Source organism: Flavobacterium luminosum, from assembly GCF_023635005.1.
Lineage (GTDB): Bacteria > Bacteroidota > Bacteroidia > Flavobacteriales > Flavobacteriaceae > Flavobacterium > Flavobacterium luminosum.
Genome location: NZ_JAMLJM010000001.1, coordinates 645912 through 662033, shown reverse-complemented (window position 1 = coordinate 662033; position 16122 = coordinate 645912). Strand labels below are relative to the sequence as shown.

General features: G+C 36.4%; 14 protein-coding genes. 6 read left to right on the top strand and 8 right to left on the bottom strand.

All coding sequences use genetic code 11. The features are described from left to right. Positions 1–93: 93 nt before the first annotated feature. The 3 genes from NAT50_RS03060 to NAT50_RS03050 all read left to right on the top strand — a co-directional run bounded on the left by NAT50_RS03060 (position 94) and on the right by NAT50_RS03050 (position 4546). Positions 94–3099, top strand: a complete 3006-nt coding sequence (locus NAT50_RS03060) for a leucine--tRNA ligase (protein WP_250591341.1) — start codon at positions 94–96, stop codon at positions 3097–3099. Positions 3100–3326: 227 nt separating this feature from the next. Further along, positions 3327–3749 carry a flotillin family protein gene (locus NAT50_RS03055; RefSeq protein ID WP_250591339.1) on the top strand — a complete coding sequence of 141 codons (423 nt, stop codon included), beginning with the start codon at positions 3327–3329 and terminating at the stop codon, positions 3747–3749. Between the two features lie 98 nt (positions 3750–3847). After that, positions 3848–4546, top strand: a complete 699-nt coding sequence (locus tag NAT50_RS03050; protein WP_250591337.1) for a zinc metallopeptidase — start codon at positions 3848–3850, stop codon at positions 4544–4546. A gap of 57 nt (positions 4547–4603) precedes the next feature. Here the strand turns inward: NAT50_RS03050 and NAT50_RS03045 are convergent, their stop codons facing one another. Together NAT50_RS03045 and NAT50_RS03040 are read right to left on the bottom strand one after the other, a co-directional pair. After that, positions 4604–5074 carry an Lrp/AsnC family transcriptional regulator gene (locus NAT50_RS03045; RefSeq protein WP_250591335.1) on the bottom strand — a complete coding sequence of 157 codons (471 nt, stop codon included), beginning with the start codon at positions 5072–5074 and terminating at the stop codon, positions 4604–4606. A gap of 101 nt (positions 5075–5175) precedes the next feature. Continuing rightward, complete coding sequence (locus tag NAT50_RS03040; RefSeq protein WP_250591333.1) at positions 5176–6528, bottom strand: saccharopine dehydrogenase family protein; 1353 nt, start codon at positions 6526–6528, stop codon at positions 5176–5178. A gap of 117 nt (positions 6529–6645) precedes the next feature. Between NAT50_RS03040 and NAT50_RS03035 the strand changes: the two genes are divergently transcribed. Both NAT50_RS03035 and pckA read left to right on the top strand, forming a co-directional pair. Next, a complete protein-coding gene (locus NAT50_RS03035) occupies positions 6646–7032 on the top strand; it encodes a DUF423 domain-containing protein (RefSeq protein WP_250591331.1) in 387 nt (128 codons plus the stop codon). A gap of 69 nt (positions 7033–7101) precedes the next feature. Beyond that, positions 7102–8727, top strand: a complete 1626-nt coding sequence (pckA, locus tag NAT50_RS03030; RefSeq protein ID WP_250591329.1) for a phosphoenolpyruvate carboxykinase (ATP) — start codon at positions 7102–7104, stop codon at positions 8725–8727. Between the two features lie 63 nt (positions 8728–8790). Here pckA and rnpA read toward each other — a convergent pair whose 3' ends face one another. The 6 genes from rnpA to NAT50_RS03000 form a co-directional block, all read right to left on the bottom strand. Next, a complete protein-coding gene (gene rnpA / locus NAT50_RS03025; protein ID WP_250591327.1) occupies positions 8791–9168 on the bottom strand; it encodes a ribonuclease P protein component in 378 nt (125 codons plus the stop codon). A gap of 61 nt (positions 9169–9229) precedes the next feature. Beyond that, positions 9230–9682, bottom strand: a complete 453-nt coding sequence (locus NAT50_RS03020) for a PAS domain-containing protein (RefSeq protein WP_408610642.1) — start codon at positions 9680–9682, stop codon at positions 9230–9232. Between the two features lie 87 nt (positions 9683–9769). Beyond that, entirely contained in the window at positions 9770–11638 is a 1869-nt protein-coding gene (locus NAT50_RS03015; protein ID WP_250591325.1) for a M1 family metallopeptidase, read from the bottom strand. Positions 11639–11705: 67 nt separating this feature from the next. Continuing rightward, entirely contained in the window at positions 11706–13316 is a 1611-nt protein-coding gene (locus NAT50_RS03010; RefSeq protein WP_250591323.1) for a S8 family peptidase, read from the bottom strand. A 61-nt stretch (positions 13317–13377) separates the two neighbouring features. Beyond that, positions 13378–14238, bottom strand: coding sequence for an MBL fold metallo-hydrolase (locus tag NAT50_RS03005; protein ID WP_250591321.1), 861 nt, complete (start codon positions 14236–14238; stop codon positions 13378–13380). Between the two features lie 64 nt (positions 14239–14302). Further along, positions 14303–15562 carry a hypothetical protein gene (locus NAT50_RS03000; protein ID WP_250591319.1) on the bottom strand — a complete coding sequence of 420 codons (1260 nt, stop codon included), beginning with the start codon at positions 15560–15562 and terminating at the stop codon, positions 14303–14305. A 221-nt stretch (positions 15563–15783) separates the two neighbouring features. Here NAT50_RS03000 and NAT50_RS02995 point away from each other — a divergent pair, with 221 nt between their 5' ends. Then, on the top strand, positions 15784–16113 hold the full coding sequence (locus tag NAT50_RS02995) for a HesB/IscA family protein (RefSeq protein WP_250591317.1): 330 nt from the start codon (positions 15784–15786) through the stop codon (positions 16111–16113). The last annotated feature ends 9 nt before the right edge of the window (positions 16114–16122 follow it).

The window sequence follows — 16122 nt, the reverse complement described above, 5'->3', positions numbered from 1 at the left end:
TTTTATCATTCAATCACTTAAACCTGAAATCTTAAAGACAATGACTTGCGCTTGTAAAAGCATGAGACCATAAATAAATAATAGTAAAAACGAATGAAATACTTCCACAACGAAATCGAAGCCAAGTGGCAACAATATTGGGCCGAAAACGGAACTTTTAAAGCGTCAAATAACAGTGACAAACCCAAATATTACGTGTTAGACATGTTTCCTTATCCGTCAGGAGCTGGCTTGCACGTGGGACACCCACTGGGATATATCGCTTCTGATATTGTAGCACGTTTTAAAAGACATCAAGGGTTTAATGTGTTGCATCCACAAGGGTATGATTCGTTTGGTTTACCAGCGGAGCAATATGCGATTCAAACGGGGCAGCATCCTGAAAAAACTACCAAAGAAAACATTGCGCGTTACCGTGAGCAATTAGATAAAATCGGATTTTCGTTTGATTGGAGTAGAGAAGTTCGTACTTCAAATTCTGATTATTACAAACATACACAATGGATTTTTATTCAATTGTTCAATTCGTGGTACAATAACGATACGAATCAGGCCGAAGATATTGCTACATTAATAGAAAAATTCCAAAAGGAAGGCAATGCCAACGTGAATGCGGTTTGTGATGATAACATAGTTCCTTTTACTGCTGAAGAATGGAATGCTTTTTCCTCAGAACAACAACAAAAAATCTTATTACAATATAGATTAACCTACTTAGCCGAAACCGAAGTAAACTGGTGCCCGGCTTTAGGAACGGTTTTAGCGAATGACGAAATCGTAAACGGCGTTTCAGAACGTGGCGGACATCCGGTAATTCGTAAAAAAATGACGCAATGGTCGATGCGAATTTCAGCGTATGCCGAGCGTTTATTGCAAGGTTTAGAAACTATCGATTGGAGTGAATCCATCAAAGAATCACAGAGAAACTGGATTGGAAAATCAGTGGGAGCTTCTGTGACTTTCAATGTCATGTCGAGCGAAGTCGAGACACCAGCCCAAATCGAAGTTTTCACTACGCGTCCTGACACCATTTTTGGAGTGACGTTTATGACGTTAGCCCCAGAACACGAATTGGTAGCTAAAATCACTACGCCAGAACAAAAAGAGGCGGTGGAAGCCTACGTAGAAGCTACGGCAAAACGTTCGGAAAGAGAACGTATGGCCGATGTGAAAACGATTTCAGGGGTATTCACGGGAGCGTATGCGGAACATCCTTTTACCAAAGAACCAATTCCGGTTTGGATCGGCGATTACGTATTAGCCGGCTACGGAACAGGAGCAGTAATGGCCGTTCCTTGTGGCGATGAGCGTGATTATGCTTTCGCGAATTTCTTCAAAGGAACACACGGAATGCCCGAAATTAAAAACATTTTCAATCAAGATATTTCAGAAGCCGCTTACGGTGAAAAAGGAGGTTTCGAATTGGTAGATTCGGATTTCTTAAACGGATTGGATTACAAAGCCGGAATGACGAAAGCCATCTCAGCACTAGAAGAAATAGGTGCTGGAAAAGCGAAAGTAAATTACCGTTTACGTGATGCGGTTTTTTCTCGTCAACGCTATTGGGGCGAACCTTTCCCAGTGTACTATGTGAATGGTTTACCACAAATGATCGAGGCAAAACATTTACCAATCGTATTGCCAGAAGTAGAAAAATATTTACCAACCGAAGACGGTCAACCACCATTAGGAAACGCGACTGAATGGGCTTGGGATACAGAGAAAAATACAGTGGTTAGCAATGATTTGATTGATAATGTAAAAGTATTCCCATTAGAATTAAACACCATGCCAGGTTGGGCAGGTTCGTCTTGGTATTGGATGCGTTACATGGATGCGTCCAATGAAAACGAATTTGCTTCTGCAGAGGCTTTAAAATATTGGGAAAATGTAGATTTATACATCGGAGGAAGCGAGCACGCAACAGGTCACTTGTTGTATTCTCGTTTTTGGAACAAATTCTTAAAAGATAAAGGTTTTGCTCCAACCGAAGAACCATTCAAGAAATTAATCAATCAAGGGATGATTTTGGGAATGAGTGCTTTTGTGTATAGAGTAACAGTTGCGACAATTGAGAATAATGATTTTTTAAAAGCAACAAATATTTATGTTTCAAAGTCAATTAGAAACAAAATTGTTCATGATAAAAGTTTTGCAAATAATTTTTTAATTGATTTGGCAAAGAATAGTTTAAAAGATGAAATTGATGAAGAAAAACTAAGAAAAGTTGCAGGAATTGTTTTCAACGATTTACATGTTAAAGTTGATTTTGTTAATCTTTCAGATGAATTGGATATTAGGAGACTAAAAGATGATAATGAATTTGGAAAGGAATTTGAAAATGCAATTTTTATTGGAGAAAATGGTGAAATAATAGTTGATGAGAATGGCAAATACATCGTTGGTCGCGAAGTAGAAAAGATGTCGAAATCGAAATACAATGTAGTCAATCCAGATGATATTTGTAATGAATATGGTGCGGATACGTTGCGTTTGTACGAAATGTTCTTAGGGCCATTAGAGCAAGCTAAACCTTGGAATACGGCTGGAATTACAGGAGTTTACGGTTTCTTGAAAAAATTATGGCGTTTGTATTTTGATGACAACGGTTTGAACATTACGAATGAGGAACCAACAGCGGATATGTACAAATCGCTACACAAAACCATCAAAAAAGTTACTGAAGACATCGAGAATTTCTCATTCAATACGTCGGTTTCGCAATTCATGATTTGTGTGAATGAGTTATCGCAACAAAAATGCCATCACAGAGCCATTTTAGAACCTTTAGCGGTTTTAGTATCACCTTATGCGCCACATATCGCTGAAGAATTATGGAGAGCTTTAGGTCACGAAGGTTCCATTGCAACGGTTGCATTCCCTAAATTCGAAGAGAAATATTTAGTGGAATCGGAGAAAGAATATCCGGTTTCGTTCAACGGCAAAATGCGTTTCACCATTAAATTGCCTTTAGATTTAACGGCAGCGCAAATCGAGGAAATCGTAATGGCGGATGAACGAACGCAAAATCAATTACAAGGAAGAACTCCAAATAAAGTGATTATCGTTCCAGGCAAGATTATTAACTTGGTGGGATAATTTTATCAAAACTTGTCATTCTGAACTTGTTTCAGAATCTATGACTTACAACCGCAGATTCTCTGATTTTTTAATCTAAGAGTCTGCGGTTTTTTTATTTCCCTCTTTTAGAGGGGTGCCCGAAAGGTGGGGTGTTAAAATAGTTTACATGAATTGATTTTTTTATTTTAACTTTTGTAACATTTTCAATTTTTTACGTAAAATAAGTAAACTAAAAACTATTAAACATGGAACAAAGAAATGTAGGGAAATTGATTTTCGGAATTATTTTAATTGGAATTTTTATCATTGGAGCTTTAATGTTTGGTTTGCCAAGATATAACGTATGGCAACAAGAAATGGCAGGTAAAGCTGAAATGGCAAAAGCAGAGCAAAACCGTAGAATTTTAGTAGAAGAAGCCAAAGCGAAATTGGAAGCTGAAAAATTAAACGCACAAGCCGAAATTGAACGCGCAAGAGGTATGGCTGAAGCTATGAAAGTAGAAAACGGAACTTTGAATGAAACGTATAACCAATATTTATTCATCAGAACTTTAGAAAAGTTAGCCGATAAAGGTGATTTACCACAAATCATCTATGTCCCAACTAACGGAATGGTTCCCGTGATGGATGTTTCGAAAAAGTCACCCGTAAAACAAATGCAAGAGTAGTTGTTTTTAGAAATATTTAACTAATGCCAAATTGACATTTTGTATTTTTGGCTTGCAATTTGTGATGATTTAGTAAATTTAGAAATTAAAAAATAGATATGTTAGGATATTATATTATTATCGGTGGTATTGCTTTAGCGAGTTGGTTAGTGAGCAAGCGTTTACAAAATAAATTTGAGCATTATTCTAAAGTGCATTTGCGTAATGGGATGAGTGGTGCTGAAATTGCTGAAAAAATGCTTCAAGACCACGGAATTTATGATGTAAAGGTAATTTCAACTCCGGGACGTCTGACCGATCATTACAACCCATTAGACAAAACCGTTAATTTATCGGAAGCAGTGTACAACCAAAGAAATGCTGCTGCTGCTGCTGTAGCGGCTCACGAATGTGGTCACGCAGTGCAACATGCCACAGCGTACAGTTGGTTGACTATGCGTTCTAAAATGGTACCAATGGTAAATGTGTCTTCTACGTTGTCACAATGGTTAATCATGGGTGGTTTAATTTTAGGAATTGCCTCTAAAGGATTATCTATTGGATATATCGTTGCGGTAATTGGTTTAGTGCTAATGGCTGTTGCTACCGCTTTTTCTTTAATTACCTTACCGGTAGAATACGATGCTAGTAACCGTGCTTTGGCTTGGTTAAAAAATAAAAATATGGTGAGCCAACAAGAATATGCGGGTGCTGAAGACTCTTTGAAATGGGCGGCTCGTACTTATTTAGTAGCGGCAATCGGTGCTGTAGCTTCAATGCTTTATTGGGCATTACAAGTTTTTGGCAGAAGAGAGTAGTATATTGAATTTAGTAAATGGTAATCCCAAATCGGCTTGTGCTGGTTTGGGATTTTTTTATAATTGAATTTGACGTTCTATTTGTTGGTCTAAAGAAATAAAAGTTTCTGTGCGAGATACCCCTTCAATGGTTTGAATCTTAGTATTTAGCAAATGCATCAAGTGTTCGTTGTCTTTACAAATAATCTTAATCAGAATACTCCAGTTTCCCGTAGTATAGTGACATTCTAAAACCTCAGGAATTTTACGTAATTCTCGAACAGCCTCTAAATTACGTGCGGCTTTGTCCAGATAGATTCCTACAAACGCCATCGTACTATAGCCTAAGACTTTGGTATTGACAATGAATTTTGATCCTGAAATGACTTTAGCCTCTTCCAATTTTCGCAAACGTTGGTGGATGGCCGCTCCTGAAATTCCAATCTTGTTGGCAATTTGCAAAATAGGTTTACGCGCATCTTCCATTAGAGCACGGAGAATTTCTTTATCGATTCCGTCTATTTCAATTTGTAAGTGATTTGCTTTCATACGAATAAATTTGAAGCCTAAAGATACATTTTTCTTTTGTATTGAAATAAAAAAGACCCTTTTCGTTAGAAAAGAGTCTTTCTTGATATAAAGATTTCGAATTAATTGTATCCTTTGTATGGAACTTCTTTTTCGTGAAAAACAACACCGTATTCTTCCAATTCTTTCAAAATAGGTTGGTACACTTCTTTTTTGATCGGAAGTTGTACTCCCGGTGTTTTAATATTTCCGTTCAAAATTTGTAAAGTAGCCATAGCTACTGGTAGTCCTACGGTTTTTGCCATGGCTGTGTAGGTTTGATCGTCACCAATGCAAACCATCGTAGAATCTATTTGCTTTCGTTGACCATTAATTTCATAGCCAATTTTATGATACATGACAATCATGTCTTTGTCATTAGGTTGTAAAGCCCAAGAATCATTGAGTATTTTTTCCAAAGCTTGTGCTGGAGTAGCATTTTTTAAACCGATTTTTTTGGTGTCATTAAACAAATCCAATTCGACCAATTTGTCCCACATGACATCGTCTTGATCAATTTTTAACTGATGACGTAATTTAATTTCAACGGAATCAGTAGGGTGATAAGGTAAAAATAAGTTAACGAACTCGCGGTAGTTCATGTTTTCAGAATCATCGATAACATAAGTATCATCGGTCATTCCTAATTGAACAAACATGTCCCAAGCCTTAGAAAATCCTACACGACGAATAGTTCCTCGGAATACTGTCAGCGCATTGTCTAGACCGTAAACACTGCGGTACTTTAATGAATCTCTGTTGGCATAGCCTTCGAAACGTCCGTAACCTTCTACTTCTAAAAATTCTGTTCTTCGGAATAATTTATTGTAAGGTATGTATTTATAAGTGCCTTCTTGAATGAATTTTGCGGCTCCACCCTGACCGGCAAGTACTACATTTCTAGGCGCCCAAGTGAATTTATAATTCCATAGATTATTGTCCGATTCTGGGGCTACCAAGCCTCCGCAGAACGATTCGAAAAGAATTATTTTTCCGTTTTGCTCTCTGATTTCATCCAAAACTTTCATTGCACTCATGTGGTCTATTCCTGGATCTAAACCTACTTCATTCATGAAAACCAATCCGTTTTCTTTGGCTGCTGCATCCAAACTTAGCATCGCATCACTGATATACGAAGCGGTTACCATATTTTTTTTGAAGGTGATACAGTCTTTGGCTACTTCAAAGTGCATGTGTGCCGGAAGCATGGAAATTACAATATCGGCTTTTTGAATTTCTGACTGACGCTGCTTTTCATTGTGGATGTCAAATTCAATAGGATTAGCATTTTTGTGCCCGTTGGTTTTTCTAGTAGCCAATTCAAGAGATAAATCGGCTATGGTAATAAACAAATTTTCACTTTCCGATTTCTCTAAAAGGTATTTTATTAGTGACGAAGCAGAGCGCCCTGCTCCAATAATTAAAACATTTCTCATGGTTGGTTCTTGATAAAAATCACACAAATGTAGTAAAATGTTATATTTTTAAAAGTATTGTGAAGGCAAAAGGATTAAAATTAACTCGGGGTGTCGTATTTTTGAAGAAAAATTGTAATGGATAAGAAGATTATTTTAACCGCTTTGGTTTTCGGATTAGTTTCAATTGTATTGGGTGCTTTTGGAGCGCATGCTTTAAAAAAAGTATTAAATACAGACCAGTTAACTTCTTTCGAAGTAGGAGTGCGCTACATGATGTATCATGCTCTTTTTTTGCTTTTTATTGGTACCACTCAATTAATTATGCCTGAACAAAAAAACATCGTTTATTATTTAACCTTGTTTGGTGTTTTATTTTTTTCAGTTTCCATTTTTCTGTTGTCAACCAGTGCGGTAACCGGAATGAATTTTAAATTTTTAGGTCCAATTACTCCAGTCGGAGGCTTGTTATTAATCGCCGCTTGGGGTGTGACTTTTTATTACATCATCACAAAAAAAGTATAAACTATTAAGCAATTAAAATAATATTTATACTTTTGCTGACTATAAATAGTACACAACACATCATAATTTATGGAATCATACACCCCAAGTACGCAATCGATTTCGTTAGAAAAATACGGAATCAAAGACGTTAAAGAAATTGTATATAATCCTTCGTACGAACTATTATATAAGGAAGAGTTAGATCCTAGCTTACAAGGATTCGAAAAAGGAAAGTTAACCGAACTAGGCGCTGTCAATGTAATGACAGGAGAGTTTACCGGTCGTTCCCCTAAAGACAAATATATTGTAAAAGACGAGGTTACTAAAGATACGATCTGGTGGACTTCTGACAAAGCAGTTAATGATAATAAGCCTATTTCTCAGGTGACTTGGGATGCGCTAAAAGAAACTACCGTAAATGAATTGTCCGGAAAAAGACTTTTTGTAGTGGATACTTTTTGTGGAGCCAACGAAAACACCCGATTAAAAGTTCGTTTTATTGTTGAGGTAGCATGGCAGGCACATTTTGTAAAAAATATGTTTATTCGCCCTACAGAAGAAGAATTAGCGAACTACGGAGAACCTGATTTCGTGGTAATGAATGCTTCTAAAACCAGCTTCAAGGACTATGCCGCTCACGGATTAAATTCGGATGTGTACATTGCCTTCAACCTTACTGAAAAAATTCAATTAATTGGAGGTACTTGGTACGGTGGTGAAATGAAAAAAGGGTTGTTCTCTATGATGAACTATTATTTACCATTACAAGGAATCGCATCCATGCACTGTTCGGCTAACAAAGGTAAGGATGGAGATGTTGCGGTCTTCTTTGGATTATCTGGAACTGGAAAAACAACTTTATCAACTGATCCAAAACGTGAATTAATTGGTGACGATGAGCACGGATGGGATAACGATGGTGTTTTCAACTTCGAAGGTGGTTGTTATGCTAAAACCATCGATTTAAGTAAAGAAAACGAACCGGATATTTATGGAGCTATCAAGCGTGATGCATTATTAGAAAACGTAACAGTGGATGCCAATGGGGTTATCGATTTTAAAGATGGATCGGTAACACAAAATACGCGTGTTTCATATCCTATTTACCATATTGAAAACATTGTAAAACCGGTTTCTAAAGCGGGTCATGCTACTAAGGTGATCTTTTTAACTGCTGACGCTTTTGGTGTGATGCCTCCGGTTTCTAAACTAACCCCTGAACAAACAAAATACTATTTCTTATCTGGTTTCACTGCAAAATTAGCAGGAACCGAAAGAGGAGTTACACAGCCAGAGCCAACTTTTTCGGCTTGTTTCGGAAAAGCATTCTTGTCTTTACATCCAACAAAGTATGGGGAAGAGTTGGTGAAAAAAATGGAAGAACACAATGCTACGGCTTATATGGTGAATACCGGTTGGAATGGTACCGGAAAACGTATTTCTATTAAGGATACCCGTGCGATTATCGATGCTATTTTAGATGGTTCTATCGAAAAAGCCGAAACAGCAACGGTGCCAGTCTTCAATTTTGTTATTCCTACTGCTTTACCTAACGTAGATACGAATATCTTAGATCCAAGAAATACTTACGCAGAAGCGTCAGAATGGCATACAAAAGCGGTTGATCTAGCGGGTAGATTTGTTAAGAACTTTGTTCAATATACCGATAACGAAGAAGGTAAAAGTCTTGTAGAAGCGGGTCCGCAATTATAATACAGTTATTGAATCTTTTAAAGAATAAAAAAAGAGTTGCCCATTATACACAGCAACTCTTTTTTATTTTTCTTGTATCGTTGTTATAAATTTTTCAAACAACGCTATCGTTTTTTTATGGATTTCCTGAAACGTTAATCGATCTTTGGTTTGATAGAAGAACATTATCGCATAAGGTTGATCCAAATGGTCTATTAAGATGCTTTTATTAAGCCTATAAGTCTCTCTTAGGACACGTTTGTAGTAATTCCGATCAACAGCCTTCTTAAAATATTTTTTAGATACAGAAACGCCGATTTTAATCTTCTCTCCGGTCTCAGGTGTTATGGGGGCATATACCAATCGTAAAGGATATTTTGAAACGGATTTTCCTTCAGTAAACAGCAAATCTATAGCGGTTTTACTTTTAAGTTTCTCGTGCTTTGGATAGGTATTTTTCATCAGCACAAAGGTAGAATAAAAAAAAGACAGAATGTATCTGTCTTATTGTCTAAATTTTTATTTAGCTTTTTCCAAAAAAATTACCAAAAAATCCTTTTTTGTCTTTATTTCCGGTCATTATGAAAGTAATATATTCCATATATGTTTTGTTTTGTTCCTCAAGAAATCCTTTCAGGTATTTTTCACTTGCTTCCAAACCGCTGGCGTTTTCTATTTGTAGTAATCTTCTGTACAGCGGCTCGATGTGAGAATGAATAACAGAATCCGGAATAGCTTTTCTTTTACCGATGTAATTAATAATAGTACCATCTTTATCTTTTACCACTTCAAAATTGGTTATTACCCAATAATATCTCCCGGATTTCGCCATGTTTTTGATAATAGCATGAAAATTATTTCCTTCTTTCAGATTGTCCCAAAGATATTTGAAGATAACTTTTGGCATATCAGGATGTCTAATCATATTATGAGGTTTAGACATTAGTTCATAATCCTCATATCCAGATACATCGATGAATGTGCACTTTATTAATATTGAATTTTACAATCTTAGTGTTAAAAGAAAGAGGCTGTTTCAAAACGAAACAGCCTCTTTCTAATTTTATTTCTTATAGTTATTATTGTTTTTGTTCACATCAGCCATAATTTCTGTAGGGTCAATTTGAATCGATTTAATACTTTCTTTGTCTTTAGAAATAGTAAATTCAAAAGTTGGATAAGCCCAATCCCATCCTTCTAAAACGGTTCTCGTCATATTCGGAAATGGATTTTCTTTGGTCCAACGCATAAGAGTATTTGGAATATAAAAACTCTCCGAAGATCCATCTTCATATACCACTACAATATCTAAAGGCATTGGTGTACGTCCAATTCGTTCTAAAGTAACTTTTGTAGTATTCGCTTCGGCGTTTACATTCTTTATTCCATAATCTATGGTGTTGGTCGTTTGTGTCCAATCCGTTAAAAACCAGTCCAAATTGGCACCTGAGACTTTTTCAGCGGTTTTTCTGATGTCTCTTGGAGTTGGATGAGTGAATTTAAAATCATTATAATAACGTTTTATCGTTTTCATCAGATTTTCGGTACCAATTAGATATTCAAGTTGTGTTAAGAATAAATTTCCTTTGCTATACGCTTGAATACTATAAGGGCGATTCTCATCATAACGGTCAGAATGTGTGCATTGCGGTTGTTCTTTACCTGATTTCACTAGACTCAGGTATCCGGCATATGAATCGGCGTGCGGGTTGGCCACTTTCTTTTCGGCTATTTCATTCAATCCATAGTTTTCCAACCAAGTAGTAAAACCTTCATCCATCCAACTGTGTTTTGATTCGTTGGTTGCTAAAACATGTTGAAACCATGAATGCGCCATTTCGTGAGCAGTAACCCCTAATAAACCATCAAAAGAGCCTTCACCAAGAATTAACGTACACATGGCATACTCCATCCCTCCGTCTCCTCCTTGAATTACAGAGTATTGTTTGTAAGGGTAAACTCCAACAGTTTTGTTGAAAATGTCTAATAATTGGGCTGTTTTCGGTTGTAAATTCTTCCAATTCTGGATAAATTCCGCTTTGTTTTGATATAGGAAATGTAAAGTGGTACCCGATGGTGTTTTGTACACATCGTGTATGTAATCTTTGTCAGCTGCCCAAGTAAAATCATGTACGTTAGGAGCTATAAAGTGCCAGGTTAATGTTTTTTGTTTTTTAGGGATAGTTACCGTAACTCCTTCATCCTGATAATTATATCCTATTTGATTTCCGTTTTGAAGATAACCCGAACCTCCTAGAATATAATTTTTGTCGATCGTTATTTTGACATCAAAGTCTCCCCATACGCCATGAAACTCACGGGCAATATAAGGATCTGCCTGCCAGCCGTCTATGTCATATTCGGCTAGTTTAGGGTACCATTGCGCCATAGAAAGTTCAATCCCTTCTTTATTGTTTCTGCCGGAGCGACGAATTTGTACCGGTACTTGCCCGTTAAAATCCATGGTAAAAGTAGTTGAGGTTTTTGGCAACAAGGGTTTGGCCAAATCCACTTCAAGAATTGTACTGACTGTTTTGTTGTTGACAGCGACACCATCTTGTTTTAAATTAGTTACATATAAAAAACCTATTTCATTGGGTTTTAGTGCAGCAATTCGACTTTCTTTCACTTCTTTGTCGCCCACTTTTACTTTGGTCACCATTCTTCCATCAGGATCCTTAATCGATTTTAATCGAGCATCCATTGGACTGTTAGGTTGAAACGCATTATTGAACAAATGAAAAAAGACTCTTTTTAAGGTGTCCGGAGAATTGTTGGTATACACCAAAGTTTGTTTTCCTTTATATTGGTATGTTTTCACATCCATGTTCACTTCCATTTTGTAGTCGACATGTTGTTGCCAATATCCCGGGTTTGGATTGTTTTGAGCCAATAAGCCTAAGGGTAAAAACAATAATAAATATTTTTTCATAATGTGTTGGTTAAGAGCAAACACCATCCTGAAACTACTTTCATGATGGTGCTTTATAATTTAGGTGTTATTTTTTTGCCATTTTCTCTGCCAATAATAAGGCATTGTAAGCATTTACGATTTTTCCGCTCACAGAAACCTGATTCAATTTGGTTTCTCCTCCGTTTTCACCCGGTAAAACCAGAGTATTGTTTAGAGGTGTGCCGGAATCCATGATAATACGCTTCACTTGTGACGCCGTTAACGAAGGATAATAGGCACGAATTAGAGCGGCTACACCGGCTGCATTCGGTGATGCCATTGAAGTTCCTTCTAAGTATTCGTAGGAGTTGTTTGGTGTAGTCGCATAGATTTTAACTCCGGGTGCAAATACATCCACATTCACTTTTCCATAGTTAGAGAAATTGGCCAATAAAGCAGAACCATATTCATAGTTTAATGCTCCAACGGTTAATACATTGTCTGCAAATTCCGGAGCAGTTCCTTCGGCATCATTCGGGAAATTAGGGTTTTTGTCAATGTCTTTTGCATCGTTACCTGCAGCATGCACAAACAATACATCTTTGGATTCGGCATATTTTATAGCATCAAAAACCCATTGTTTGTTTGGTGAATAACTTTTACCGAAGCTACCGTTGATAACTTTTGCGCCGTTATCTACGGCATAACGAATGGCTAATGCAATATCCTTGTCGTATTCATCTCCGTTCGGTACGGCACGACACGTCATAATTTTTACTACATCGGAAGCGACACCGTCACCGCCTTTGCCGTTGTTGCGAACCTGAGCAATGATTCCTGCAACGTGAGTACCGTGTTTAGCGCTTTCTTTTTTAGGACCAATAACATTGTTATTTCCGTAGTTTTTGTCATTAATATCGTCAGGATTGTCACCCACGAGCTTACGTCCGTTAAATTCGGTATTCAGATTATAATTTAACTGATCGTAAACATAATCTTTGTAGTTTCCAATCTCTTGATCAAATTTAGCTTTGTCGCCTCCAATGCTGGTCATTACCTGAACGATGATGTTCTGAGACTGCAATAGACCCGGTTCGGTAGTTTGAATGGCTTTTACTTCGGCCAAAGTGTAATTGCTCTTTCCTAAGTGTTTGGCCACCGCGGCTTCAGCGCCTAAAATTAAATCCAACTGTTGTTTTTGAGGTTCTAATTCAGCTTGTTTGACTTTCAATTCGGCCAAAGCATTTTCGTATTGAATTGAGCCATCATTTCCTTTTTTAACAATACGGGTTAATTCCAATTGTTCGTTATCGGAATCTCCCAAGAAATTCCAACCATGTACATCATCAATATAACCATTGTTGTCGTCATCTTTTTTATTGCCCGGAATTTCATTTGGATTGGTCCAAATCACTCCTTGTAAGTCTTCATGTTCTATATCGATTCCTGAATCTACAACAGCAACAATTACTTTGGTTGCTTTTTTCCCTTTTAAAATTCCTTGATATGCTCGATCCACACTCATTCCCGGGATGGTGTCTTGGGTTAAATCCAAATGACTCCAACGTTCTAGTTGTTTGTTGGTAATTTTTGTGGTTTTTAAAGGCATCGTATCAATCTTTGCCGGATCTACGCTTACCAGTTGTTTTGGTGCACTGCAACTAACTAATGCAAAAGCTAAAATGGCTGATAGATAAAATGGTTTTGTAATAGTCATAATATGTTGTATTTTTTTGATAAATGTCTGAATTTCTATAAAAAAAGCAGCGATTTTAACATTAGATTAATATATCCTCGCAACGGAACACCTCTTTTAAACGTACTCCTTTTTCGGTGTGTTCTACCGTGATGATTTGATTGTGAGCGTCGTGCTCTAACCATAAATAATAATTATTGTCAGCAGCTGCATTCAAGAATTTTGTTTTTTCGGGCATGGTTAGTAAGGGTCTGGTGTCATAACCCATCACATAAGGAATTGGCAAATGCCCAGCTGTAGCTAATAAGTCGGCACAGAAAACTATGGTTTTGTCTTGGTATTTGATGTGAGGGATCATTTGCTTTTCGGTATGTCCGTCAACGTAGAAAATATCGAAACCCAATTCGGTAGAAAAACCAAAATCAGTATCCGGTCTGTTAACGAATTTCAGTTGACCGCTTTCCTGCATCGGCAGGATGTTTTCCGACAAAAAGGACGCTTTTTCTCTTGGATTGGGACGGGTAGCCCATTCCCAGTGATTTTCATTGGTCCAGAATGTTGCGTTTTTAAAAGCCACTTCATAACCGGTTCTGTCGGAATTCCAATTTATACTTCCGCCACAATGATCAAAGTGCAAGTGCGTCATAAAAACATCGGTTATATCATCGGGATGAAAACCATATTTTGCAAGCGATTTCTTTAGGTTGTCCTCTCCCCAAAGTGAATAATAGCTAAAGAATTTTTCCGACTGTTTGTCTCCCATTCCCGTATCAATCAGGAGTAAACGGTTTCCGTCTTCAATGAGTAGACAACGTGCGGCAATATCAATTAAATTGTTGGCATCGGCCGGATTGGTTTTGTTCCATATTGATTTGGGAACTACGCCAAACATAGCTCCTCCGTCAAGTTTGAAATTACCGGCTTCTATAGGATATATTTTCATTTTCGTGTGTTTAAAAATTTCCGAATTACACAAAAATAGGGATTAGCTGAGATAAATTTTCTTTTTATTGGTAATTATATTCAAAACAAGAGGAGAATTTACCATTGTTATATTCTAATCGGGTTTCTTTGCATTTCGAAAATTCGGTTCTGGTTATAGACTTTGAAACGGTTTTCCCGTCTTGTTTAATTTCTACCCTTTGCTTTTTCTTGTTGAAAACGATGTTTTTTTCGGCCACTATTTTTTTGTTTTCTACCTTTTTGAAATTCGAATAGTTGAGATCTGTCGGACTCTTGTAGTTATATAGGATTTTGAATACTCCTTCGTCTTCTTCGATGATTCTGTTGAGATTGTCGTATTTGTAATATTTAGGGAAACCTTCCATCTCGCCACCGGCATCGTATTTTTCTCCATATACGGGTAAAAATGTATTAGGATCAAGCTTGTAAAATGCCTTGAGATAGACTTTCTTGTTTTCTTCCGAAAGAATGGCAAAATAACCGTTATTGTATTTGAATATTTCTTTGGTTTTGATTCCTTTCGCATCAATTTTAATAATGCTGTCAATCAAACTAAAAGAATCTCTGTAATAGGTGACTTCTTCTTTTAAGGTTTTGTTCTGAAGTTGGGTTCTTTTGATGATTTGATTGTTCTTATCGTATAATTCTACAATTTGTAATCCGGTTTTTCTTTTTTTAGAGCTATCATAATATTCATTAATTACGATCACATCATTTTTACATTTTGGATTAAACCTTTTTTTAGGAATGTAAAGGGAGTAGGGATTTTTCTGAATGGCGGATGCATATTCTTTAATCACAACATAATTTGCCTTTAAGATATCCTGCGCTTTTTGGATATTTTGCTTTTTGATTCTTTCTTTTCGTTCTTTATAGTACACTTGGTCTCGGAAAGGAGTGTCGAAATATTTTTCAAATTCTTCTATGTATCGACTGGGATTGCTTACCACTTTCGGGATGTCTTTTCCATTAGAGAGCATTAAGCCTAAGGAAGGATTTGTTTTTTTGTTCTGAAAATAATAGTCCTTATCATTCGTGAATTTTATGATTTCATTCTTTTTAGGCGCTATGATTTTTAATTCATTCGTGTTGCCAAAGTGCGCTAAAAAACGATGGTATATAGAGTCATGTTTGCCCGTTTTTTCACCACTGTCGGTTTGTTTGTAAAAAACCATGGCGCGTTGTTTTTGAAGATTTATTCCAACAGTTTCATTTGGTTTTTGTTCTTGAATGGGTAATGTCGCGCAGCCTGTTATGGTGAGTAAACCACTGAAAAACAAGGCTAAAATTGGTTTTTTGGTCATGGTTTTGTAGATTTTGGATCTTCCAAATATAAGAATTTTATTATATCTCAAGTTCGGAATTTTTAACGTTTTATGATTTTGAGTTTAGCAGTAGACTTAAAGGTTAAAAACGGATATAAATAATTTTTATTCTTCAATTAGTTATAAAAATGTTAGTAATTATGAAAAAGGCTTTTTATGTTATATCTTTGCCGTTAATTTAGACAAAATCAAAATTAGGTATGATTAAGGTTTCAGAATCAGCAAGTAAGAAAATAATCGATATGATGAAAGACGATGGTTTTGACCCGGTTAACGATTACGTTAGAGTTGGGGTTAAAAGTGGCGGATGCTCAGGTTTGTCTTATGAATTAAAATTCGATAAAGAGATCAATGAAAACGATAAAATTTTTGAGGACAACAATGTAAAAATTGCCGTAGAAAAAAAATCGTTTTTATATTTAGTAGGAACCATACTAGAATATTCTGGAGGTTTAAACGGAAAAGGATTTGTTTTTAACAATCCAAATGCACAAAGAACTTGTGGATGTGGAGAGAGTTTCTCTCTATAAATCAAAAAA